Raw genomic sequence first — 21,806 nt, forward strand, 5'->3', positions numbered from 1 at the left:
ATCGTGCGTGCGTCCGGATTCTTGCACGCGCATTCCGCGTGGTCGGGGTGCATACGTATGCAGCGATGCGCGTTCCTGCAGGCGTGGTTCTACCGGGCGTGTCGCCCGCGAAGCGCGCACCACAACCCCGCATGCACCGGCATCAGCAGCGAGAGCCACGCCGCATTGCGCTGCGGCAGCACCGGCAGCCAGTGCAGGAACAGCGCCACGATGCCGCACACCAGAACGGCGGCGAGTGCCCAGCCGAACAGTGCACCGGGTGCGCGTCCACGTGCGATGCGCCAGCCGCCTGGCAGCAGCAGCAGGCACAGCGGGTTGAACAGCAGCAGGTTGTGATTGCGCCAGGCGAAGACGTGTTCGCTGCCCAGCCACAGGAACAGCATCACGCCGCCGAGCAGGGCGCTCAGGGTCCAGAACGGCAGGGCGACTGTGGCCAGCGCACGCGGTGCGAACCGGCCGGCGACGAGAATCGCCACGCCCAGTGCGAGACCGGCCACCAGCCACGGCCACAGCAGACGCGCGCGCTCGACCGGTTCCGGTGCCTGCGTGTGCGGCACGATGATCTGCTCGCCCGAGACCAGCGGACGGCCATCGACATTGCGCACGCTGCGCAGCGCATCGGCCAGCCGCATCGGCACGAACGCGTCTTCCCACAGGGCGTTGGGGCGATCGGCGGACGGCCCCAGGCCGATGTCGAAGCCCAGCCACATCCACGGCGCCGGCGATGCCAGCCGCACCGCATCGCCGCGATAGGTGTTGCCGCGCGAGCGGCCCTGCAACTGGCTGCGCAGCGCGCCGTCGAGAACGCTGTCGATCGCGTCGCGGACGCGGGTGGAGCAGTTGTCGGTGAAGTAGTCGTAGCGGTAGTGCGCGTGTTCGGGCTTCGCGTTCTCGGCCAGCGCGCCGGCGAGCTCGCGGGCCTGCGCAGGGTCGAGATCCAGCCACTGGATCGACACGCCGCGGCCGACGTCGCGGTAGTAGGCCAGGTCATCGGCCAGCGGCAACGCGGCCAGCATGTAGCGCATGTCGCCGCGGATGAAACGCGGCACGAAATCCGGCTCGTTCGGATCGAAGAAGCCGAAGTTGTACGACAACGGTTCCGGCTCGGCCGGATCGTCGACGACCAGCGCGTTGTGGCCGAAGCGTTCGAAGAACACGTCGCCGGGCTGCATCGTTGCCACGCCGATGCGCGGCGCGCCCGTATCCTGCGCCACCGCGAGCAGCGGCCACAGCATCAGGCACAGCAACAGAGCGCACGCACGCGCGAACGTGCGCGCCCGTCCGCGCAGCAGATCAGGCTTCGGCATGCACGCTGACGTGCAGCGCGTGCAGACGTCGCGAGTCGGCATCGGTCACCCGGAACGCGAAGCGGCCGAGCGTGAGTTCCTCGCCGACCTCGGGCAGATGGCCGATCGCGCCGGTGATCACGCCACCGATCGTGTCGTACTCGGCGTCGTCGAAATCGGACCCGAAGCGCTCGTTGAAATCGGCGATCGGGGTCAGCGCGCTGACCGCGAACTGGCCGTCGGCCTGGGCCGCGATCAACGCGTTGGGATCCTCGGCGTCGTCGTGTTCGTCGTCGATCTCGCCGACGATCTCCTCGAGCACGTCCTCGATCGTCACCAGGCCGGCGACGCCGCCGTACTCGTCGATGACGATCGCCATGTGGTTGCGCGACAGGCGGAACTCGCGCAGCAGCACGTTGAGCTTCTTGGATTCGGGAATCAGCACCGCGGGGCGCAGCAGCTCGTGGATCGAGCCGGGGCCGTTGTCGGCCACCACGCCGCGCAGCAGATCCTTGGCCAGCAGAATGCCGAGAATCTCGTCCTTGTCGTCGCCGTGCACCGGAAAGCGCGAGTGGCCGGAATCGACGACCTGCTTCATCAGTTCCAGGAAGGGCGCATCGGACGGCAGCGCGACCATCTGCGCGCGCGGCACCATCACGTCACCGACCGTCTTGCTGGAAATGCCCAGCGCGCCTTCGAACATGCGCAGCGTGTCTGCATCGATCAGACCGTCTGCGTGGGTATCGCGGAGCAGTTCCACGAGGTCCTCGCGGTTGCTCGGCTCGCCGGAAATGGCCGAGCTCAGGCGCTCGAGCCAGCCGCGGCGGCGCTCCTGGGGTTCGGAGGCGGGGGAAGGTCGACTGTCGTCCTCGGACATGGCGTGCTGCGTGTTCGCGAATCGCCCGGATGGGCCTTGGTGGCAGTCTATCAGGCCGCCGTGGAGGCGCCCGTCAGCGCAGCTCGCCGGCGTAGGGATCGTCGATGCCGAGACCGGCGAGGATCTCGCGCTCCAGCTGCTCCATCGCCTCGGCGTCCTTGTCGTCCTCGTGGTCCCAGCCGAGCAGGTGGAGCACGCCGTGGACGGTGAGGTGCGCGTAGTGCGCGTTCAAGGACTTGGCCTGCTCGGTGGCCTCGCGCGCGACCACCGGTGCGCAGATGACGAGGTCACCGAGCAGCGGCAGATGCACGCCCTCGGGCAGGCCTTCCGGCAGCTCTGCGGGGAAGCTCAGCACGTTGGTCGCGTAGTCCTTGCCGCGGTAATGGCGGTTGAGCGCACGGCCTTCGTCTTCGTCGACGATCCGGATCGCCAGATCCGCCTCGCGGATGCGTCCGGCCAGTGCGGCCGCCGACCACTTCCGGAAACTCGCCGCGGCCGGCAGACCCTTGCGCGGCAGCGCATAGCCGATCGCGACATCGAGTCGGGTGGGACCTTGCGTCATCCCTGCGCCGCCGGGCCGGTGGCCGCGTCGCTGGCGTCGCGGCGCTCGTAGGCGGTGACAATGCGCGCGACCAGCGGATGACGCACCACGTCGCGTGCTTCGAAGAACGTGAAGCTGACGCCTTCGACCTCGTGCAGCACCTCGATCGCATCGCGCAGGCCGGACTTCACGTGCTTGGGCAGATCGATCTGGGTGAGGTCGCCGGTGACCACCGCGGTCGAGCCGAAGCCGAGGCGGGTCAGGAACATCTTCATCTGTTCGATCGTGGTGTTCTGCGCCTCGTCGAGGATCACGAACGCATCGTTGAGCGTGCGGCCGCGCATATAAGCCAGTGGCGCGATCTCGATGACGTTGCGTTCCAGCAGCTTGGCCACTTTCTCCACGCCGAGCATTTCGTACAGCGCGTCGTAGAGCGGGCGCAGATAGGGATCGACCTTCTGGGTCAGATCGCCGGGCAGGAAGCCGAGCTTCTCGCCGGCCTCGACCGCCGGCCGCACGAGGATCAGGCGCTGCACCTTGGCTTCGTTGAGCGCTTCGACCGCCATCGCGACCGCGAGGAAGGTCTTGCCGGTACCCGCCGGGCCGACGCCGAAGTTGATGTCGTGGCCGGTGATCTTGTGGAGGTACTTGGCCTGGTTCGCGCCGCGCCCGCGGATCGTGCCGCGCTTGACCCGCACCGAGACTTCCTGCGGCGTGTAGTCCTCTTCGACGTTCGCCGGACTCAGGCGCAGGTTGATCGCATGGCTGTCGAGCACCTCAGCCTCGCTCTCGGCGTACAGCGCCTTGAGCAGCTTCTCGGTGCGGTCGAGCATGGCCTCGTCGCGACCCGTGACGCGGAAGATGTTGCCGCGGTTGGCGATCTCCACGCCCAGGCGCAGTTCGATCTGGCGCAGATGGCCATCGAACGGACCGGCGAGATTGGACAGGCGCTCGGAGTCCGAGGGCTCGAGCAGGAAGGTGCGTTCGGGGAGGGCGTTGGTCATGACGCGGATTCTAGCGAGGGTCGCGACAGGCGGACGTGTAAAGCCGTGCCGCGGCTCGGTTCAGTCGGTGTCGCGCAGCACCAGGCGACCGCGCAGCGAATTGCTCAGCGCCGCGGTGATCTCGACATCGACGAACTGGCCGATCAGCCGCGCCGGCGCCGGGAAGTTCACCGACCGCATGTTCTCGGTCTTGCCAGTGAGCTCGGCCGGATCCTTGCGCGAGGGACCTTCGACCAGCACCGTCTGCACGGTGCCGACCATGCGTTCGGAAATGCCGGCGGCATACGCATTGATGTGCGCCTGCAGACGCGACAGGCGGGCATGCTTTTCTTCCTGGGTCACCGAATCTTCGAGATCCGAGGCCGGCGTGCCCGGGCGGCGTGAATAGATGAAGGAGAACGACTGGTCGAAGCCGACGTCCTCGATCAGCTTCATCGTCTTCTCGAAATCGGCGTCGGTCTCGCCGGGGAAGCCGACGATGAAATCCGAACTGATCGAGATGTCCGGCCGCACCGCGCGGAGCTTGCGGATCTTCTGCTTGAATTCCAGTGCGGTGTAGCCGCGCTTCATCGCCGACAGGATGCGGTCGCTGCCGGCCTGCACCGGCAGATGCAGGTAGTTCGCGAGCTGCGGCACGTCGCGATAGGCCTCGACCAGCGAGTCGGAGAACTCCAGCGGGTGCGAGGTGGTGAAGCGGATGCGGTCGACGCCGTCGATCTCGGCGATGGTCCGGATCAGCAGGCCGAGGTCGGCGATCTCGCCTTCGCCCATCGGGCCGCGATACGCATTGACGTTCTGGCCCAGCAGATTGATCTCGCGCACGCCCTGGCCGGCCAGCTGCACGACCTCGACCAGCACGTCCTCGAACGGCCGGCTGACTTCCTCGCCGCGCGTGTAGGGCACCACGCAGAACGAGCAGTACTTCGAGCAGCCTTCCATGATCGACACGAACGCGCTCGGCCCCTCGGCGCGCGGCTCGGGCAGGCGGTCGAACTTCTCGATCTCGGGAAAGCTGATGTCGACCTGCGGCAGGCCGGTCTCGCGCTTGGCGCGGATCAGTTCGGGCAGGCGATGCAGGGTCTGCGGGCCGAACACCAGATCCACGTAGGGCGCGCGCTTGACGATCGCCTCGCCTTCCTGCGACGCCACGCAGCCGCCGACGCCGATCAGCACCGGCTTGCCGTCCTTCTTGAGCGCCTTCCAGCGGCCGAGCTGGCTGAAGACCTTTTCCTGCGCCTTCTCGCGGATCGAGCAGGTGTTGACCAGCACGACGTCCGCGTCCTCGACGTTGTCGGTGAGTTCCAGGCCATCACTGGCGGCGAGCACGTCGGCCATCTTGGCCGAGTCGTACTCGTTCATCTGGCACCCGTGGGTCTGGATGTAGAGCTTGCCGCGCGGCGCGGCAGCGCCGGGCGTCGGCGAAACAGGGAGGTCGGAAGCAGGCGCGCTCGGCGCCGCGGAAGCGATCTGGGTCATGGCATGTCCGGGGCGCGGTGTTGAGTCCGGGCCGGATGGCTGGAATGGGGCGGGCAGTGTACCGGCAAGCGCCGCGTCCGCGTCCTCCGGGCCACGCCGGAGGACCGTCGGCGCCGTTCACAATCAAGCACTTGGCAACCGCCGCCGAACATCGGACACTCCGCATCGTGAAACGGGGATGGGGACTCATCGCGACACTCGGTCTGCTGGCGGCCTTTCCGGTTGCCGGCAGCACGCTGTATCGCTGCGATTCCGGCGACGGCATCCCGCAGTACGTCAGCAAGCGCGTCAGCGGCGCCAGTTGCCGGCTCGTCAGCAGCGCGCCCGCGGCGCCGCGTTCCAGCGGCACCCGCGCGTCGCGCCCGGCAGCGGCAACGCCCACGCCGGCGACGGCACCCGCGAACGTCGACAGCGGCGCGCCCGCGACCTTCATGGGCGGCACCGCTTCGCCTGCGCCCGCAGCCACGACGGCATCGGCCCGGCCCGTCGCCACCGCGACCGCGGCACCGACGCCGGCACCGCGGGCCCAGCCCGGCAGCAACCAGCGGCGCCTGCAGCAGGGCCAGGTCTACTCGTATGTGAAGGACGGCGTGCGCCACTACAGCAGCAGCCGGCCCGCCGGTGGTGCGCAGGTCGCCGCGGTCCGCACGATCCGCTACAGCTTCTTCGAGACCTGCTACGCCTGCGGCGCGGCGCCGGGCGTGAACTTCGGCAGCGTGCGGCTCAACGAGAATGCCTACCGCGACGAGGTCGCGCGCGCCGCCCGCGAGTTCGGGGTCGAGGAAGCGATCGTGCGAGCGATCATGCACGCCGAGTCCGCGTTCAATCCCAATGCGCTCTCGCGCGCCGGTGCCCAGGGCCTGATGCAGCTGATGCCGGCCACGGCCGCGCGTTTCGGCGTGGTCAACGCCTTCGACCCCGAGCAGAACATCCGCGGCGGCGTCGAGTACCTCGCGTGGCTGCTCAAGCGCTTCAACGGCGATCTGACCCTGGCCGCGGCCGGCTACAACGCCGGCGAAGGCGCCGTGCAGCGCCACGGCGGGGTGCCGCCGTATGCCGAGACCCAGCGCTACGTGGTCCGGGTCGGCACGCTGGCCGACCGGTATCGCGGCCAGCTCGCCAGCCGCTGAGCCGGGATCCGCATCCGGCATCTGCAAATCGATTGTCGGTCGATTCAGGGTTCCGCTACACTCGGGCCTCTCTATATGCGGCCAGCCGTCCCACGCGGGCGAAACGGTCCGCGGCAGCCAGTACGCAACAGCTACCGAAAGAGGGCGGGGTACCGGATGGTCGATGAAGCGGTGAGCGGACCTGGTGGGGATGGTCCAGTCAATGAGGGGCGGCGTCGGTTCCTGACCGCCAGTACCCTCGTCGTGGGAGCGGTGGGCGCGGGTGTGACCGCGATTCCGTTCATCAAGTCATGGAATCCCAGCGCCCGGGCCAAGCTCGCCGGTGCACCGGTGACCGTGGACATCAGTGCGCTGCAGGAAGGCCAACGCCTGGTCGCCGAGTGGCGCGGGCAGCCGATCTGGATCGTCAAGCGCTCCAAGGCGATCCTCGAGGCGCTGCCGACGCTCGACGGCATGCTCAAGGATCCCGAATCCGGGAATCCCGACCAGCAGCCGGCGTACGTGCTGGAGGCGAACCCCGAGCTGCGCTCGATCAAGGCCGACATCTCGGTGCTGGTCGGTCTGTGCACGCATCTGGGCTGCTCGCCTGAGATGGTCGCCGAGATCCGGCCGGCGCCGTTCGACGCCAACTGGAAGGGCGGCTACTTCTGCCCCTGCCACAAGTCGAAGTTCGACATGGCCGGCCGCGTCTACGACGGCGTGCCCGCACCGACGAACCTGCTCGTGCCGCCGCATCACTACGTCGACGACAACACGCTCGTCATCGGCGTCGATCCGCAGGGAGCCGCCTGATGGCCAACGTCCTCGTCCGCGGCGCCCACGGCGTCTTCAACTGGGTCACCGAGCGCGCACCGGCCTTGATGCCGATGTACCGCAAGCACATGACCGAGTACTACGCGCCGAAGAACTTCAACATCTGGTACATCTTCGGCGTGCTGTCACTGGTGGTGCTGGTCAACCAGATCCTGACCGGCATCTTCCTGACGATGCACTACAAGCCGAGCGCGACGGAAGCCTTCGCCTCGGTCGAATACATCATGCGAGACGTGGAGTGGGGCTGGCTGATCCGCTACATGCACTCCACGGGTGCGTCGCTGTTCTTCATCGTGGTCTACATCCACATGTTCCGCGGCCTGATGTACGGCAGCTACAAGAAACCGCGCGAGCTGGTGTGGATCCTCGGCATGCTGATCTACCTCGTGCTGATGGCCGAAGCCTTCCTCGGCTACGTGCTGCCGTGGGGCCAGATGTCGTTCTGGGGCGCGAAGGTCATCATCTCGCTGTTCGGCGCGATTCCGGTGATCGGCAACGGCCTGACCGAGTGGATCATGGGCGACTACCTGCCCAGCGATGCCACGCTCAACCGCTTCTTCGCCTTGCACGTCATCGCGCTGCCGCTGGTGCTGCTGTTGCTGGTGGTGCTGCATCTGGGCGCGCTGCACGAGGTGGGTTCGAACAATCCCGATGGCGTCGAGATCAAGTACGGCCCGAAGGGCAACCGGTGGTCGACGACCGCGCCGGCCGACGGCATTCCGTTCCACCCGTACTACTCGGTGAAGGACGGCTTCTACGTCTGCTTCTTCCTGATCATCGCCGCCTTCATCATCTTCTTCGCGCCCGCGTTCGGCGGCTGGTTCCTCGAGCACGACAACTTCACCGAGGCCAACCGCCTGGTGACGCCCGAGCACATCAAGCCGGTCTGGTACTACACGCCCTACTACGCGATGTTGCGCGTGGTGCCGCACAAGCTCAGCGGCGTGCTGGTGATGTTCGGCGCGATCGCGATCCTGTTCCTGGTGCCGTGGCTGGACCGCTGCAAGGTGCGCTCGCACCGCTACCGTGGCCCGATCACCAAGATCATGCTCGCACTGCTGGTGATGTGCTTCGTCTGGCTGGGCAAGATCGGCGCTGGTCCCGGTACCGACCCGGTGGAGACGATCATCGGCCGCGTGCTGACGTTCCTCTACTTCGCGTTCTTCATCACGATGCCGGTCTGGACCAAGCTCGACCGGACCAAGGCAGTCCCGGAACGGGTGACGATGCATGACTGACCACACCTCTTCCCGCAGGTTCTTCGCGCGCATCGCCACCGCCGTCGCCGGCCTGTTGCTGTCGTTCGGCGCATTCGCCGCCGCCGGCGGCCCGGTCGAGCAGGCCGGCACCGACATCGGTGACCGGGCGTCGCTGCAGCGCGGTGCCCAGCTGTACATGAACTACTGCGCCGGCTGCCATTCGCTGAAGTTCATGCGCTATTCGCGCATGGCTGAAGACCTGGGCCTGACTGAGGACGAGGTGATGAACAACCTCAACCTCACCGGCGCGGCCTATGGCGAGCACATCGTGTCGTCGATGACGCCCGAGCACGGCGCGCAGTGGTTCGGCCAGGCGCCGCCGGACCTGAGCCTGATCACCCGCGTGCGCGGCAGCGACTGGGTCTACACCTATCTCAAGTCGTTCTATCTCGACGAGAGCCGTCCGCTGGGCTGGAACAACACGCTGTTTCCCAACGCCTCGATGCCCAACCCGCTGTGGGAAATGCAGGGCCTGCAGCGTCCGGTGCACGGCGAGGTCGACGACTCGGGCGAGCCGGTGGTCGCGCATCTGGAGCTGGGCACGCCCGGCAGCCAGGACGCCCGCCAGTTCGACCAGACCGTCCGCGACATCACCACGTTCCTGGAATACGTCGGCGAGCCGGCCGCGCTCAAGCGCCAGCAGCTCGGCGTCTGGGTGCTGCTGTTCCTGACCCTGCTGACGTTCCTGGCCTGGCTGCTGAAGCAGGAATACTGGCGCGACGTCCACTGATCGATCCCGTCCCCCGGCGCACGCCGGGGGCAGCGTCGCGTGCCGTCCGGCCCATTGCCGTCCGGCTCACGTAGATGCGAGACTCGGGAAACCGCGACAACCGTCTGCGAGCAGCAGTCGGCGTCACCGGGCTGGCGGACTCCAGCCTCCGGACAGGCCGGGCGACGGCCGTGAGTGCATCCATGCGAAACGTGCTGACGCTGTTCTCTTCTGTCGACGACGTGCTCTGTCATCGCGCACGCCTGGTGCTGGCCGCCAAGGGCGTGAACTACGACATGGTGCCGGTCGATGCGCAGAATCCGCCCGAGGATCTGATCGATCTCAACCCCTACCACTCGGTGCCGACCCTGGTCGAGCGCGAGCTGGTGCTCTACGCCGCCAGCGTGGTCAGCGAGTATCTCGACGAGCGCTACCCGCATCCACCGCTGATGCCGGTCGATCCGCTGTCGCGCGCGCGCCTGCGTCTGGCGATGCTGCGCATCGAGCACGACTGGGTACCGCAGGTCCAGGCCATCCAGATGGGCAACAAGGCGCAGGCCGAGAGCGGCCGCAAGCGCCTGAAGGAGCTGGTGACCTCGGCGGTGCCGTTGTTCAAGGCCAGCAAGTTCTTCCTCAATCCGGAAATGAGTCTGGCCGACTGTGCGGTCGCGCCGATCGTCTGGCGCCTGCAGGCGCTCGACATCCCGCTGCCGAAGGACGGCGCCAAGGCCATCGAGGACTACGGCAACCGGATCTTCCGCAGCCCCGGATTCGTCCGCAGCCTGACGCCACAGGAGCGGCAACTGCGCGCGCTGCCCGACTGACGGCGGCTTGGCGCGCCATTCAGCCCTGCACATCTGAACGACGGGATGAACGGCTAAACTGTCGCGCATGACGGACAGCACGCCCCCGATGACCAGCCATCGCCCGTACCTGCTGCGGGCGCTCTACGAATGGATCGCCGACAACGGCATGACCCCGCACATCCTCGTGGATGCGCGGCAGCCGGGCGTGCGCGTGCCGGCCCATGCGGTCAAGGACGGGCGCATCGTGCTCAACGTCGCCGACCGCGCTGTCGGCCGGCTCGAAATGGACAACGACAGCGTGCGATTCTCCGCGCGGTTCGGCGGTGTAAGCCAGTCGGTGCTGGTGCCGGTGGGCGCCGTGCTCGCGATCTACGCGCGCGAAACCGGGCAAGGCATGGCGCTGCCCGAAGAGATCGTCGGCTCGGGAGAGCCGCGCGACGATGCCGAGGACAGCGCGCCCTCGCTCCACGCGGTGGAAGACGACGGCAACGGCACGGCCGAAGGCCCGGACGATCCGCCCGATGGCGACACGCCGCCGGAGCCGCGTCGCGGCCATCTGCGGGTCGTGAAGTAGGCGGCGGCCGCCGTTACGGCGTGAGTGCGTCAGGACGTGAGAGCGTCAGCACATAAAGCGTCGGTACGTCAAAGCGCGAGGGCGATGACGAGCGCCCTTCGATCTCAGTTGGTCCAGTGGATCGACGCGGGCTGCGGCCGGGTTGGGCCGCTGAAGGCGATCAGCTGTTCGCCGCGCAGCACCAGGTGCCCGATGTGGCGCTGCACGCCATCTTCCGAATACTCGAAACGGAAGCTGCGCTCGACGCGCAGGCGTCCGTCGTCGCCACGGCGCAGCCGCATCGAATGCGCGTGCACCGCCTGGTCCAGCCATTGCACGCCCGCGCGTTCGCAGGCATCGCGTCCGAGTTGACCGGCGCGTTCGGCCGCCGCGCGCGCACCGCTCCACCACAGGAATGCGGCGAACGCGGCCAGCATCACGAAGATCATCGTCGGAAAGTCGGGCATGCGCGAACTGTGGCGGCGGCAGGGGCGGGATACAAGTGCGGATGCGCCGACGTCGTGTTGCGGCTTTCGGTCCATGCGCCTCGAGGACCGACATTTCGCTGGCGCGTGAGAACGTCAGTGACGTGAGTGCGTCAGTAAAAGCAGCCGCGTACGAGCGGATTGCAACGCGCGAGCGCGATCAGGCCGGCGGCGGGCCGAGCTTGAGCGACAGATCGATCGCGCGGACGTGCTTGGTGAGCCCACCGATCGACACGACGTCCACGCCGTCCCCGGCGATCGCGCGCAGGCCGTCGAGATCCACGCTGCCCGAGACTTCCAGCGGAATGCGTCCGTCGTACGGCGCGGCGTGTGCGATGCGCACGGCTTCGCGGCGCGTGGCCGCGTCGAAATCGTCGATCAGCACGCGCGTGCAACCGGCGTCGAGCGCGGCGCGAAGTTCGTCCAGCGTCTCCACCTCGATCACCAGCGGCAGGTCGGGCGATTGCGCACGCGCGGCATCGACCGCCGCGGCGATCCCACCGGCCGCGCGCACGTGGTTTTCCTTGAGCATCACGGTGTCGTAGAGGCCGATGCGGTGGTTGTGGCCACCACCGACCCGCACCGCGTATTTCTGCGCCAGTCGCAGGCCGGGCAGGGTCTTGCGGGTATCGAGAATGCGCGTGCCGGTACCGGCCACTGCGGCGACGTGACGCGCGGTGACGGTCGCCGTCGCGCTCAGCGTCTGCATGAAATTGAGCGAGGTGCGCTCCGCGCTGACCAGGGCGCGGGCGCGGCCTTCGAGCGTCGCGAGCACGGTGCCGGCGGTGACGTGGTCGCCCTCGGCCACGCGCCACTCGATGCGCACCTCGGGATCGAGCGCGCGATGACAGGCGTCGAACCAGGGGCGCCCGCAGACCACGGCGTCTTCCTTGCACAGCAGATAGGCGACGTCGTCGTGATCGGGCAGCAGCGCCGCGGTGACGTCGCCGCTGCCGATGTCTTCGGCAAGCGCAGCGGCCACGTTGGCCGCGACCGCCGCGCGCGGGATGTCGAAGCGGTCGGTTCCGCTCATGCCTTCGGGAAGTCGGGAATCTGCGCGGTGCCGATCGCTTCCTCGACCAGCAGCACCGGAATGCCGTCGTCGACGCGGTAGACGCGCTTGCGATCGTGGGTGATCAGCGCTTCGCGCACCGGACCGGCCTGCGCGGCGCCGTCTTCGCGACGCGCCGAGCCCGCGGCAATCGCCGCATTGAGCGCGTCGAGGCCCGCAGCATCGAGCAGCGCGAGCGGCTGGCGGCTGGCGGGGCAGACGAGAATATCGAGCAGCTTGCGGTCCATGGGCGGTCTTGTGCGGGCAGCGGGAGCGGACCGGAAGGTTAGCATTCGGCGGTGCGCGGCCGTGGCATCCAAGCACGATGGCGCCGGGACGGATAAAATGCGTCTTTGTGGCCGGGGACCCCCAATGACCGCCAGTTCCGTTCCGCCGAAGGTCGGCATCGTGATGGGATCGCGATCCGACTGGGACACGATGCAGCACGCCGCGCAGAAGCTCGAGCAGCTCGGCGTCCCGCACGAAGTCCGCGTGGTGTCCGCGCACCGCACCCCCGACGTGCTGTTCGAATACGCCGCCAGCGCGCAGTCGCGTGGCCTGCGCGCGATCATCGCCGGCGCCGGTGGCGCGGCGCATCTGCCGGGCATGCTGGCTTCGAAGACCGCGGTGCCGGTGCTCGGCGTGCCGGTGCAGTCGAAGGCGCTCAACGGCATGGATTCGCTGCTGTCGATCGTGCAGATGCCGGCCGGCATTCCGGTGGCGACGTTCGCGATCGGCAATGCCGGGGCCGCCAATGCGGCGCTGTTCGCCGCGGCGATGCTGGCGTCCGACGATGCTGCGGTCGCCGCTGCACTCGCCGAGTTCCGTCAGCGCCAGACCGACGACGTCGCCGGCAACGACGACCCGCGACGTTGAGTGTCGGGACCAGAGCGCCGCGCTTCTCTTTCCCCCGTGAGCGGGGGAAGGCGGGGATGGGGGCGAACGGTCCGGCCATCGAAGTGGGTGAGCCCGGCTTCTGCGCAAGTCTGGTCGTTCGCCCCCACCCAACCCTCCCTCGCGAGCGGGGGAGGACTTTCGCATCGCTTGATCGGACACACGCATGACCACCGTTGGAATTCTCGGAGGCGGCCAGCTCGCCCGCATGCTCGCACTGTCGGGCGCGCCGCTGGGTCTGCGCTTCCTGGTGATGGACACCGCTGACGACGCCTGCGCGGGGCAGTTCGCGCCGCTGCTGGTCGGCGACTATCGCGATGAAGCAGCGCTGGCCGAGTTCGCCGCCAAGGTGGACGTCGCGACCTTCGATTTCGAGAACGTGCCGGCCGAGAGCGCGCACTGGCTCGCCGAACGCGTGCCGGTGTTTCCCAATCCCGGCGCGCTGGCGCTGACCCAGGACCGGCTCGCCGAGAAGACGCTGTTCCGCGAACTCGACATTCCGGTGCCGGATTTCGCCGATGTCGCCACGCGCGCGCAGCTCGACGACGCCGTCGCGCGCATCGGCACGCCGTGCATCCTCAAGACGCGGCGGCTGGGTTACGACGGCAAGGGCCAGTTCCGGATCAAGTCGCCGGCCGATGTCGACGCCGCGTGGGACGCGCTCGGTGCGCAGGCCGACACGGTGGGCCTGATCCTCGAAGGCTTCGTCGCGTTCCAGCGCGAACTCAGCGTGGTCGCCGTGCGCGGCCGCGATGGCGAGTTCCGTGCCTGGCCGCTGACCGAGAACTGGCATGTCGACGGCGTGCTGTCGGCGAGCCTGGCGCCGGCGCGGGTCGATGCGTCGCTGCACACGACGGCGCTGTCGCATGCGCGCGCGATCGCCGAACGTCTCGGCTATGTCGGTGTGTTCGCACTCGAGCTGTTCTGCCGCGACGGCGAACTGCTCGCCAACGAACTCGCGCCGCGCGTGCACAACTCCGGGCACTGGACGATCGAAGGCGCCGAGACCTCGCAGTTCCAGAACCACCTGCGCGCGGTGCTCGGTCTGCCGCTGGGCGATACCGCCGTGCGCGGCGTGGTCAGCATGCTCAACTGGATCGGCGCGATGCCCGATGCCGCGCCGGTGCTGTCGACAGCCGGCGGACACTGGCACGACTACGGCAAGCAGTCGCGCGACGGTCGCAAGGTCGGCCACGCGACGCTGCGCGCAGACGAGGCCGAGGCACTCGCGCAGCGGCTGGCGGATGTCGGCGAAGCGCTGGGCAGGCAGGCGCAGGTCGCGCCGGTCGTCGCGCGTCTGCGCGAAGGCTGATTGCTGCATCGGAGCGCGCGAGCGCGCTCCCGAGAGATCAGGCGCTCACTCGGCCCACGGGTCGTAGCTGCCGAACCACCACAGATGGCCTTCCGGATCGCGGCAGGAATAGCCGCGACCGCCGTAGGGCTGATCGGCGATGTCCTGCACGATCTCCGCGCCCGCCGCCGTCGCGCGTGCGTAGTGCGCGTCGGGATCGGTCACGACGACGCAGGGACTCTGCGTGGTGCGGCCGCCGATGTCGCGCGGCTGGGTGATCAGATCGCCCCATTCGCTGCCGCGTTGCGTCGAGCCGAGCATCAGCATCCCGCTGCCGAACACCAGCTGCGCGTGGTGGACGGTGTCGCCGTCGGCGTACACGGCCTGGACCTGGAAGCCGAAAGCGTCGCGCAGCCAGTCGAGCATGCGCGGGGCATCGTCGTAGCGCAGGCAGGGGATGATGGTGGAACCGGCGGGAGGGGACATCGCGGGTCTCCGGGGATGCGTCGTGTCACGCGGATGTGGCCCGATGATGCGCCGCAGGGCGGCAGACGCCAAGTGCGGCGGGCGCCGCGCGATCGGACACCGGATCGCGAAGCGTGCCCTCACCCCAACCCCTCTCCCGGAGGGAGAGGGGCCTTGGACTTCGCGGGAGGCGGGTGTCGCTGACGACTGGTGCGGTATCGAGTCGGCGTGTGTCGAACAGCGTGCGAACAGGCGGGTTCGCTTGAATCAGCTCGCCGAGCGCGGATCGTCGCTGACCACCAGCGGCACGCCGCGGGTCGGGTGTTCGAGCACCAGGACCGGCTGTGCATAGACGCGTTCGATCGTCGTCTGGGTCAATACGTCGCGCGGGGTGCCGTCGGCGGCGATGCGGCCCTGGTGCAGCATCGCGATGCGGTCGGCGTAGCCGGCAGCGAGGTTGAGATCGTGCAGGACGACGATCACGCAGGCGCCGTCGTCGGCCAGGCCGCGGGCGATGCGCAGCACGGCTTCCTGGTGCTGCAGGTCGAGCGCTGCGGTGGGCTCGTCGAGGAACACGACCGGCGTGGTCTGGGCGAGCACGCGCGCGAAGGCGGTGCGCGAGGATTCGCCGCCGGACAGGGTCTGCACATCGCGCGCGGCGAGGTGGGTGACATCGGCCGACACCAGCGCGGCGTCGACGATGCGACCGTCGGTTTCGGGATCCGGCGCATGCGGCAGGCGGCCCATCGCGACGACTTCGCGCACGCTGAAGCCGAAGCGCACCGCGTGGTCCTGCGGCAGCACGCTGCGCTCGCGGGCGAGCGGTCGGGCCTTCCAGTCGCGGAGTTCAGCGCCCGACAAGCGCACGCGGCCGGCGGCCGGCACGAGATCGCCGCTCGCGACCGCGAGCAGGGTCGATTTGCCGGCCCCGTTCGGCCCGACCAGTGCGGTGAGCGTGCCGCGCGCGAAGCGCAGGTCGACCGCGTCGAGAATCGCGCGGCCGTCCATGCGCACGGTCACGCCGTCGAGTGCGAGCACGTCGTGCGCGGCGTCGGCATGGTCGTGACTCATGCGGCGCCCTTGCGGCGCAGCACCAGCCACAGGAAGAACGGCGCACCGAGCGCGGCCGAGAACAGGCCGAGCGGGATTTCGGATGGCGGATCGAGGCTGCGCGCGGCCGTGTCGGCAACGACGATCAGCAGGCCGCCGGCAACGGCCGACAGCGGTACCAGCCAGCGATGGCCGGGGCCTGCGAGCAGACGCACGAAATGCGGTACGACGAGGCCGACGAAACCGACCACGCCCGCGAACGCGACCGCCGAGCCGACCAGCAGCGCGCAGACCGCGATCAGCATCAGCCGCGCGCGTTTGACGTCCAGACCGATGTGCTGGGCCTGACGTTCGCCGAGCGCCAGCATGTCGAGCGGCGTGGCGAGCGCGCGCAGTGCGACCGCGCCGAGTGCGAAGGCGGGCAGGGCCGCCAGCATCGAGTTCCAGTTCGCCATCGCCAGCGAGCCCATCTGCCAGAACACCAGCGACTGCAGTTCGTCGGCATCGGCGATGTAGGTGAAGAAGCCGATGGCCGCGGAACACGCCGCCGCGATCGCGATGCCGACCAGCAGCAGCGTCGCGGTGCCGGTGCCGCGATCGGGCCGGGCGAGCACGTAGATCAGCGTCGTCGTCGCGGCGCCGCCGAGAAATGCCGCGACCGGGATTGTCCACGCACCGAACGCGGTCAGCCCCAGCACGATCGCCGACACCGCGCCGAGCGCGGCGCCATGGGTCACGCCGACGATGCCGGGATCGGCCAGCGGATTGCCGAACAGGCCCTGCAGCCCTGCGCCGGCCATGGCCAAGGACGCGCCGACGATCACCGCCAGCAGCGCACGCGGCACGCGCAGGTTCCAGACCACCGAGATGTCGCGTTGCGTAAGCGCGCCGGCATCGACGAGGCCCAGCTTGTGCGCGATCACGTGCACCACATCGCCGGGCGGAATGCGCAGCGGACCGATGCCGAACGACAGCACGATCACGACCACCAGCAGGGCCAGCATGCCGACGAACAGCAGCCCGCCAGGCGGTCGCCGGACCAGGCCGGTGCGTCGTGCCGCTCCGGTCATGCGCCGGGCGCGGTGTCGAGTTCGGCGGCCAGCGTGGTCAGCGCCTGCGCCAGCGCGACCGCGCCGGTGCCGCCGCCGATGCTGCTGACCTTGAGCTGCGTGTCGGGCATCACCCAGACGCGATTGGCGAGGCCGGCCGGTGTCTGCTTGAGCGTCGGATACGCCTCCCACAGACCGGCTTCGCCGCCGAACACGCGCAGGTCGTCCTCGCTGACAAGGATCACTTCCGGTTCGACCGCGACGATGCCCTCGTTGCTGAGCTGCGAGTAGTTGGCGACCTTGGCTTCGTCGCCGACGTTGATACCGCCGGCGAGGCGGATCAGCACTGCGGCCGCGGTATCGGCGCCGCCGACGGTCGGCGAACCGCCGCCGCCGGTCGCGGAAATGTGGATCACGCGCGGCTTGCGTGTGTGGGTGCCGGCGATGCGCGCGGCTTCGTCGAGCTGTTGCTGCACCTGCATGGCGAGCTGCTCGCCTTCATCGGCGTGGCCGAACACGGTGGCGAGCTTGCGCACCTTGTCGGGAATCGGCTGCAGCTCGTCGACGATCACCAGCGTCTGCCCGGCATCGCGCAGCGGCTGCGCGAGCTTGCCGTGGCGGCGCAGGCTGTTGCCGACGAACAGGGTGCCGTCGAGGCTCAGGATGCCTTCGACGCCGGTGGTGCGGTTGAACAGGAAATGGTGTTGCGCATCGCGGCCGGTGTCGGTGACGGCATTGGTCGGCGCGGCGAACACCTGGTCGGACAGGCCGAGTGAGTCCATGACCATCACGATGTCGTCGTTGCCGACGATCGTGCGGCTGGTATCGGCGATGGTGACGTCGACGCCGTCATCGGACCGCACCGTGACCGGCAGGTCCTGCTGCGAACGTGCGACGCGCGGGATGTCGGTACCGGCGATCCGCAGCCAGCCTTCCGACAACGCATCCGGCGTGGCGCGTGCATCGGTCGACGATGCAGCCTCGGGCGGCGTGGACGACGGCGCGCACGCGGCGAGCGCGCAGGCGAGGGCAAGGAGAAACGGAGCGCGCAGGCGACGTTCGGACATCAGCAATCCAGTTCGTAAAAAGACGGCGGCCGGACCGGAGTCCGGCCGCCGTGGGGCCATTTTACCGCGGTTTCCTCACTCGGCCTTCGGCGCGATCCGGCGGATCTGGTCGCCGTCCTGGTCCTCGGCGCCGCGCGACTTGTTGACCGCGTACACCGTGCCGTCGCCGGTCGGCAGCACGTGGTTCGGGAACGTGCCGCCATCGAGGTTGGCGACGATGTTGCCGTTCGCGTCCACCGCCGTGATCGTGCCGGCACCGCGGCTCGCCACGTAGGCGAGCTTGCTGTGCGGATCGAAGGCGACGTACACCGCGCCGGCGCCGACGTAGACGTCGTGCAGCACTTCACCGGTGTCGGCGTTGGCGATCACCAGGTTGTCGCTGCCCTGCGCCGCGACGTAGAGACGACGGCCTTCGGGATCGATCGCGACGCCGATGCCGCCATTGACCGACGGGAAGCGGAACATCTTGTCGACCGCGCCGGTCGCGCCGTCGAGTACGACGACCTCGCCGGTCGACAGCCCCACCGAGTAGAGCTTGCCGGCCGCGCGGTCGAGCGTCAGCGCCATCGGACCGAACTCCTCGCCGCGCACTTCCGACGCGACGGTCAGGTCCTGCACCAGCTCGAGCGTCGTCGCATCGAAGGCCACGAACTTGCCGCCGCCGAAGCCGCTGGCCCAGACGCGGTTGTCCTTGGTGTCGACGACCAGATCGCGGCCGTGCGGCAGCACGCCCTTGTCGAACTGCTTGACCAGCGACAGGTCGGACTGCTTGTAGACGGCGACCGTGTCGTCGCGGGTATTGGTGACCCAGACGTTGCCGTTGACGTCGTCGACGGCCACGCCGTAGACCGCGTACACGCGACCATCGGTCTGGCCTGCGACCTGGGCCGGCGTGACCCGGGCCGTGACTTCGAGCGTGACGGGATCGAGCTTGAGCAGCTCCGACTGCGTGACCGGCGGACGGCCGACGGCGGCCGTCACGAACAGCGCATTCGACGCCTCGCTGTGCGCGACCTGGTACAGGCCCTGCACCAGCTTGTTGGTGGTCACGTCGTAACGCTCGGCGCCCGACAGCGGCAGTTCCTTCGAGATCTTCAGATCGAACACGACGGCGGCATCCGGGTTGGCGGCGCGCACGACGACCGGGTGACGCCCGGTCACGGCGTCGGCCGGGATCTGCACATTGCCCTTGAAACGACCTTCTGCATCGGCGGTCCAGGGCTGGGCGTTGAGCACGGTTTCGCCGCGCAGCAGCGTGACCGACTGGCCCGGCTGGAAGCCGGTGCCGTTGAGTTCGACCGTGTCGCCGGCCTTGATCACCGGGCTGGCGGCGCGCACGGCGCCCTTGAAGTCGATGGCCGGCTGGCCGAAGCCCTGCGCACCCGCGGCACCGACGGCGGCGCACAGGGCGATGGACAGAGCGGCGAGACGCAGACGACGCGAGGACAACAACTTTTGCATGACGAACTCCTGGAGCGTGGATTGGACCGGCGTTCCGTTTCGCCGGAAAGACATTGCGTGGTGAGCGGGTACAACGTGTGCTGGGCGGGCGACGGGATTCATCGCGGCACCTGGCGTGAGGCGGCGGACCCGATCGCCGGCAGCAGTGCCAACGCGGGAACGCCCGGAAGCGGCGCGAGTTGACGCGCCAGCGCATCGGCCGACGCCTCGCGGCTCGACGGCAGGCAGGCATGCACGAGGCCGGCCCACGTCAGCGCCTGCAGCGCCTGGTTGAGCAGGCCCGGCGCAGTGTCGTACGGCGCGCGCGTGCGCAGCTGGGCGAATGACAGCGGCCCCTGCGCCAGTGCATCGAGCACCGGCGCGAACAGATCGCGCGCGCCGGTCACCGGGCCGATGCGGGTGTCGAAGCGCAGATCGCCGGAGAGCGTGGTCGGCGCGCCGGGCAGGGCGGCGAACACCAGCGCGTCGAGCGCATCGAGATGCGCGGCCTCGTCGAGGCGACGCGCGTCGCGCTGGAACAGGTCGCGGCGCAGGCTCTGGTTGCGTGCGAGGTCGCGTGCGGTCTCGGCGAGTGGCCCGGGCGGCAGCGTGCGCATCCGCGGCTGCAGCTGGCCCGGAATCGACAGCGCATCGATGTTCTCGATCGGCGTCGCGCTGCCGAGAAAACCGCAGCCCACGCCGGCGAAGTCGCGGATCACGTCGGCGACGTGCTGTGGCCGCCAGTGCGCGCCGAGGAATTCGTGGGCGATGTAGGCGGCCGGTTCGCGCGCCATTGCATCGAGCTGGCGCGACGCGCCGGGATGCTCGGCGAAGAACCCCGCGCCGCCATCGGCGAGATCGCGCAGCAGCGACAGCGCGGTGGTGGTCCGCGATACCGTGTCGCCTTCGAGATGGCGGTTTGCCTCGTGCAGCAGCCGCTGCGCGCCCTGCAGCTGCGAGGCGCCCGGATGACTCATGTAGCCGACGGCGACCAGGCCGCCGGGCGCGAGACGCCGCTCGACGATCGCGAGGCACGCTGCGCGCACCGCGTCCGACACCCAGGCCCAGAGTCCGTGCGAGACGATGAAATCGAAGGACTCGCCGTCGTGCGTCGCGTAGTCGCGCAGATCGGCGTGGACGCAGTCGAGATTGGCCAGGCCCGCGCGCTCGGCAATGGTGCGCGTCCGCGCGACCTGCGTCGCATCGGCATCGACGGCGGTGAAACGGCCCGACGGATTGCAGGCCGCGGCGACCAGTGCAGTCAGACCTGCGCCGCTACCGAGCTCGCACCAGCGGTAGGGCCGGGCCAGATCGGGGGCGCGGACGCCGAGCGCGGTGGCGGTGGCGTGCAGCCACGCCGGCATCTGTTCGCGATGGAAATGCATCGGGTACGCGGTATCCGCCATGTAGCCGTCGATGTCCGTCGCGCGTGCGCTCACCGGTTCGGATCCACGCCGTCGGCGTGACTCGGCGTGTCGCTGTGATCGGCGATGCCGGTGATCGCGTGCAGCGCCCACATCAGCGAGGCGCGGAACATCGGGCCGTGGGTCAGCGCGGGGAACTGGCGGTATTCGACCTGCAGGCCGTCGACCTCGGACAGGCGCTGCGCGAGTTTCTCCGCCGAATCCGGCGGCGCGGCTTCGATGCGGCGCAGATGCACCTGCACGCGCGGATCGTTGAGATCGCGGTGCGCGACCTCGCGCGTGCGCTCGCCTTCGCCCAGGCCGATCAGTACGCGCGCCTGGCGGCCCGCGTTGTTGGCGACGAAGCGCTGCTCGGGCGCGCCGAGCAATGCGCCATCGCCCCACCACAGTGACGGGCTGCCGGCGGCGTAGGTGTCGAACGCGCCGGTGCGCGTGTACAGCACGTGCAGCGCGAACAGGCCGGCCAGCGAATGGCCCCACAGCGTCTGCTGCGTCGGATCGGTGGCGACGCGGCGTTCGACTTCGGGCCGGATCGACCGTTCGATGATTTCCAGCAGCGCATCCGCGCCACCGCCGCCGACGATCGTGCCGCCGTCACGCACCGGGCGCTCACCCGCGAACGGCGTGTAGTCGCGCGTGCGCGCTTCGGAATCGATGCGCAGGTCGTTGGCGTAGCCGACGAACACCAGCGCGTGCGGCACCGGCTGCGCGGCGAGTTCGGCGAGCAGCGCGTCGTCGAATTCGATCAGTGCGGCATTGCCGTCGAGCATCCAGAACGCCGGCCAGCCGCCCGCGGGCGCGGCGCCCTTCGGCGCGGCGACGTGCACACGCCAGGTGCGCTGGCCGTCGGCGCTGCTGACGTCGAAACGCTGGAACGCGTAGTGCTGCGAGGCGTGGTTGGCGACGGTGTCGGTGATGAGACGCGTCGGATCGCGCTGCTGCGCGGCGGCGGTCTGCGGCATGGCCTGCAGCGCGAACAGCAGGCCCGCGGCCGCGGCGAGCGTGGCCAGGCGCAGCGGACGGACGGCGTTGGATCGGCGGTTGGACATGCGGGACATCGTGGCGTGTGGGGTTCCGATCTTCGGGCGACGGGCCGGATGCGTCCAGAACGTCGCGAATGAGGGCCGGACCCTGGG

General features: G+C 69.1%; 23 protein-coding genes. 8 read left to right on the forward strand and 15 right to left on the reverse strand.

The annotated features are described in order from the left end of the window. Positions 1-89: 89 nt before the first annotated feature. From V3391_RS01180 to miaB, 5 genes are all read right to left on the reverse strand, one after another. The gene (locus tag V3391_RS01180) at positions 90-1,307 is read right to left on the reverse strand and encodes a lipoprotein N-acyltransferase Lnb domain-containing protein (protein WP_425497182.1); all 1,218 of its coding nucleotides are present in this window, start codon (positions 1,305-1,307) and stop codon (positions 90-92) included. After that, positions 1,294-2,163: a CorC family transporter gene (locus tag V3391_RS01185; RefSeq protein ID WP_332076598.1), complete on the reverse strand. Its 870-nt coding sequence runs from the start codon at positions 2,161-2,163 to the stop codon at positions 1,294-1,296. The genes V3391_RS01180 and V3391_RS01185 overlap by 14 nt, the downstream gene beginning before the upstream one ends. Before the next feature lie 73 nt (positions 2,164-2,236). Then, a complete protein-coding gene (gene ybeY, locus V3391_RS01190; RefSeq protein WP_332076599.1) occupies positions 2,237-2,725 on the reverse strand; it encodes an rRNA maturation RNase YbeY in 489 nt (162 codons plus the stop codon). Continuing rightward, a complete protein-coding gene (locus V3391_RS01195) occupies positions 2,722-3,708 on the reverse strand; it encodes a PhoH family protein (protein ID WP_332076600.1) in 987 nt (328 codons plus the stop codon). The genes ybeY and V3391_RS01195 overlap by 4 nt, the downstream gene beginning before the upstream one ends. 60 nt (positions 3,709-3,768) lie before the next feature. Further along, positions 3,769-5,184, reverse strand: coding sequence for a tRNA (N6-isopentenyl adenosine(37)-C2)-methylthiotransferase MiaB (miaB, locus tag V3391_RS01200; protein WP_332076601.1), 1,416 nt, complete (start codon positions 5,182-5,184; stop codon positions 3,769-3,771). 167 nt (positions 5,185-5,351) lie between these two features. On the opposite strand from miaB, the gene V3391_RS01205 reads away from it, so the two are divergent. The 6 genes from V3391_RS01205 (at position 5,352) to V3391_RS01230 (ending at position 10,475) form a co-directional block, all read left to right on the forward strand. Then, positions 5,352-6,314 carry a lytic transglycosylase domain-containing protein gene (locus V3391_RS01205; protein WP_425497183.1) on the forward strand — a complete coding sequence of 321 codons (963 nt, stop codon included), beginning with the start codon at positions 5,352-5,354 and terminating at the stop codon, positions 6,312-6,314. A 156-nt stretch (positions 6,315-6,470) separates the two neighbouring features. Then, complete coding sequence (gene petA, locus V3391_RS01210) at positions 6,471-7,106, forward strand: ubiquinol-cytochrome c reductase iron-sulfur subunit (RefSeq protein ID WP_425497184.1); 636 nt, start codon at positions 6,471-6,473, stop codon at positions 7,104-7,106. Then, a complete protein-coding gene (locus V3391_RS01215) occupies positions 7,106-8,365 on the forward strand; it encodes a cytochrome b (protein WP_332076603.1) in 1,260 nt (419 codons plus the stop codon). The genes petA and V3391_RS01215 overlap by 1 nt, the downstream gene beginning before the upstream one ends. Next, on the forward strand, positions 8,358-9,116 hold the full coding sequence (locus tag V3391_RS01220) for a cytochrome c1 (protein WP_332076604.1): 759 nt from the start codon (positions 8,358-8,360) through the stop codon (positions 9,114-9,116). Before V3391_RS01215 ends, V3391_RS01220 begins: the two co-directional genes overlap by 8 nt. Positions 9,117-9,298: 182 nt before the next feature. Beyond that, positions 9,299-9,919 (forward strand): glutathione S-transferase N-terminal domain-containing protein, encoded by a 621-nt coding sequence (locus V3391_RS01225; RefSeq protein WP_332076605.1) that lies wholly within the window; start codon positions 9,299-9,301, stop codon positions 9,917-9,919. A gap of 67 nt (positions 9,920-9,986) precedes the next feature. After that, a complete protein-coding gene (locus V3391_RS01230) occupies positions 9,987-10,475 on the forward strand; it encodes a ClpXP protease specificity-enhancing factor (RefSeq protein WP_332076606.1) in 489 nt (162 codons plus the stop codon). A gap of 104 nt (positions 10,476-10,579) precedes the next feature. Here V3391_RS01230 and V3391_RS01235 read toward each other — a convergent pair whose 3' ends face one another. From V3391_RS01235 to V3391_RS01245, 3 genes are all read right to left on the reverse strand, one after another. Beyond that, positions 10,580-10,921 (reverse strand): DUF3301 domain-containing protein, encoded by a 342-nt coding sequence (locus V3391_RS01235; RefSeq protein WP_332076607.1) that lies wholly within the window; start codon positions 10,919-10,921, stop codon positions 10,580-10,582. 178 nt (positions 10,922-11,099) lie between these two features. Then, a complete protein-coding gene (gene nadC / locus V3391_RS01240) occupies positions 11,100-11,972 on the reverse strand; it encodes a carboxylating nicotinate-nucleotide diphosphorylase (RefSeq protein WP_332076608.1) in 873 nt (290 codons plus the stop codon). After that, positions 11,969-12,238, reverse strand: coding sequence for a Trm112 family protein (locus V3391_RS01245; protein ID WP_232137836.1), 270 nt, complete (start codon positions 12,236-12,238; stop codon positions 11,969-11,971). Before V3391_RS01245 ends, nadC begins: the two co-directional genes overlap by 4 nt. Positions 12,239-12,362: 124 nt before the next feature. On the opposite strand from V3391_RS01245, the gene purE reads away from it, so the two are divergent. Both purE and V3391_RS01255 read left to right on the forward strand, forming a co-directional pair. Further along, positions 12,363-12,866, forward strand: a complete 504-nt coding sequence (purE, locus tag V3391_RS01250; RefSeq protein WP_332076609.1) for a 5-(carboxyamino)imidazole ribonucleotide mutase — start codon at positions 12,363-12,365, stop codon at positions 12,864-12,866. Between the two features lie 184 nt (positions 12,867-13,050). Next, entirely contained in the window at positions 13,051-14,196 is a 1,146-nt protein-coding gene (locus V3391_RS01255) for a 5-(carboxyamino)imidazole ribonucleotide synthase (protein WP_332076610.1), read from the forward strand. 45 nt (positions 14,197-14,241) lie between these two features. Here the strand turns inward: V3391_RS01255 and V3391_RS01260 are convergent, their stop codons facing one another. The 7 genes from V3391_RS01260 to V3391_RS01290 all read right to left on the reverse strand — a co-directional run bounded on the left by V3391_RS01260 (position 14,242) and on the right by V3391_RS01290 (position 21,719). Further along, positions 14,242-14,661 carry a VOC family protein gene (locus V3391_RS01260; RefSeq protein ID WP_332076612.1) on the reverse strand — a complete coding sequence of 140 codons (420 nt, stop codon included), beginning with the start codon at positions 14,659-14,661 and terminating at the stop codon, positions 14,242-14,244. A gap of 246 nt (positions 14,662-14,907) precedes the next feature. Next, positions 14,908-15,711 carry a heme ABC transporter ATP-binding protein gene (locus tag V3391_RS01265; protein ID WP_332076613.1) on the reverse strand — a complete coding sequence of 268 codons (804 nt, stop codon included), beginning with the start codon at positions 15,709-15,711 and terminating at the stop codon, positions 14,908-14,910. After that, complete coding sequence (locus tag V3391_RS01270) at positions 15,708-16,760, reverse strand: FecCD family ABC transporter permease (protein WP_332076615.1); 1,053 nt, start codon at positions 16,758-16,760, stop codon at positions 15,708-15,710. Before V3391_RS01270 ends, V3391_RS01265 begins: the two co-directional genes overlap by 4 nt. Then, complete coding sequence (locus tag V3391_RS01275) at positions 16,757-17,806, reverse strand: heme/hemin ABC transporter substrate-binding protein (RefSeq protein WP_332076616.1); 1,050 nt, start codon at positions 17,804-17,806, stop codon at positions 16,757-16,759. Before V3391_RS01275 ends, V3391_RS01270 begins: the two co-directional genes overlap by 4 nt. 75 nt (positions 17,807-17,881) lie before the next feature. Next, a complete protein-coding gene (locus V3391_RS01280) occupies positions 17,882-19,267 on the reverse strand; it encodes a Vgb family protein (RefSeq protein ID WP_332076617.1) in 1,386 nt (461 codons plus the stop codon). A gap of 98 nt (positions 19,268-19,365) precedes the next feature. After that, the gene (locus V3391_RS01285) at positions 19,366-20,685 is read right to left on the reverse strand and encodes a class I SAM-dependent methyltransferase (RefSeq protein WP_332076618.1); all 1,320 of its coding nucleotides are present in this window, start codon (positions 20,683-20,685) and stop codon (positions 19,366-19,368) included. Continuing rightward, positions 20,682-21,719, reverse strand: coding sequence for an alpha/beta hydrolase (locus V3391_RS01290; protein ID WP_332076619.1), 1,038 nt, complete (start codon positions 21,717-21,719; stop codon positions 20,682-20,684). Before V3391_RS01290 ends, V3391_RS01285 begins: the two co-directional genes overlap by 4 nt. Positions 21,720-21,806: the final 87 nt, after the last annotated feature.

The sequence above is a fragment of the Luteimonas flava genome (assembly GCF_036584485.1).
Lineage (GTDB): Bacteria > Pseudomonadota > Gammaproteobacteria > Xanthomonadales > Xanthomonadaceae > Luteimonas > Luteimonas flava.

Bases quoted from the DNA above. Each gene is read 5' to 3' on its own strand.
- V3391_RS01265 (WP_332076613.1), bottom strand. From the start codon at position 15,711: ATGAGTCACGACCATGCCGACGCCGCGCACGACGTGCTCGCACTCGAC.
- V3391_RS01280 (WP_332076617.1), bottom strand. From the start codon at position 19,267: ATGCAAAAGTTGTTGTCCTCGCGTCGTCTGCGTCTCGCCGCTCTGTCC.
- V3391_RS01275 (WP_332076616.1), bottom strand. From the start codon at position 17,806: ATGTCCGAACGTCGCCTGCGCGCTCCGTTTCTCCTTGCCCTCGCCTGC.
- V3391_RS01185 (WP_332076598.1), bottom strand. From the start codon at position 2,163: ATGTCCGAGGACGACAGTCGACCTTCCCCCGCCTCCGAACCCCAGGAG.
- V3391_RS01235 (WP_332076607.1), bottom strand. From the start codon at position 10,921: ATGCCCGACTTTCCGACGATGATCTTCGTGATGCTGGCCGCGTTCGCC.
- V3391_RS01255 (WP_332076610.1), top strand. From the start codon at position 13,051: ATGACCACCGTTGGAATTCTCGGAGGCGGCCAGCTCGCCCGCATGCTC.
- V3391_RS01245 (WP_232137836.1), bottom strand. From the start codon at position 12,238: ATGGACCGCAAGCTGCTCGATATTCTCGTCTGCCCCGCCAGCCGCCAG.
- miaB (WP_332076601.1), bottom strand. From the start codon at position 5,184: ATGACCCAGATCGCTTCCGCGGCGCCGAGCGCGCCTGCTTCCGACCTC.
- V3391_RS01220 (WP_332076604.1), top strand. From the start codon at position 8,358: ATGACTGACCACACCTCTTCCCGCAGGTTCTTCGCGCGCATCGCCACC.
- V3391_RS01230 (WP_332076606.1), top strand. From the start codon at position 9,987: ATGACGGACAGCACGCCCCCGATGACCAGCCATCGCCCGTACCTGCTG.
- V3391_RS01195 (WP_332076600.1), bottom strand. From the start codon at position 3,708: ATGACCAACGCCCTCCCCGAACGCACCTTCCTGCTCGAGCCCTCGGAC.
- ybeY (WP_332076599.1), bottom strand. From the start codon at position 2,725: ATGACGCAAGGTCCCACCCGACTCGATGTCGCGATCGGCTATGCGCTG.
- V3391_RS01225 (WP_332076605.1), top strand. From the start codon at position 9,299: ATGCGAAACGTGCTGACGCTGTTCTCTTCTGTCGACGACGTGCTCTGT.
- V3391_RS01270 (WP_332076615.1), bottom strand. From the start codon at position 16,760: ATGACCGGAGCGGCACGACGCACCGGCCTGGTCCGGCGACCGCCTGGC.
- V3391_RS01180 (WP_425497182.1), bottom strand. From the start codon at position 1,307: ATGCCGAAGCCTGATCTGCTGCGCGGACGGGCGCGCACGTTCGCGCGT.
- V3391_RS01290 (WP_332076619.1), bottom strand. From the start codon at position 21,719: ATGTCCAACCGCCGATCCAACGCCGTCCGTCCGCTGCGCCTGGCCACG.
- V3391_RS01260 (WP_332076612.1), bottom strand. From the start codon at position 14,661: ATGTCCCCTCCCGCCGGTTCCACCATCATCCCCTGCCTGCGCTACGAC.
- V3391_RS01215 (WP_332076603.1), top strand. From the start codon at position 7,106: ATGGCCAACGTCCTCGTCCGCGGCGCCCACGGCGTCTTCAACTGGGTC.
- nadC (WP_332076608.1), bottom strand. From the start codon at position 11,972: ATGAGCGGAACCGACCGCTTCGACATCCCGCGCGCGGCGGTCGCGGCC.
- petA (WP_425497184.1), top strand. From the start codon at position 6,471: ATGGTCGATGAAGCGGTGAGCGGACCTGGTGGGGATGGTCCAGTCAAT.
- purE (WP_332076609.1), top strand. From the start codon at position 12,363: ATGACCGCCAGTTCCGTTCCGCCGAAGGTCGGCATCGTGATGGGATCG.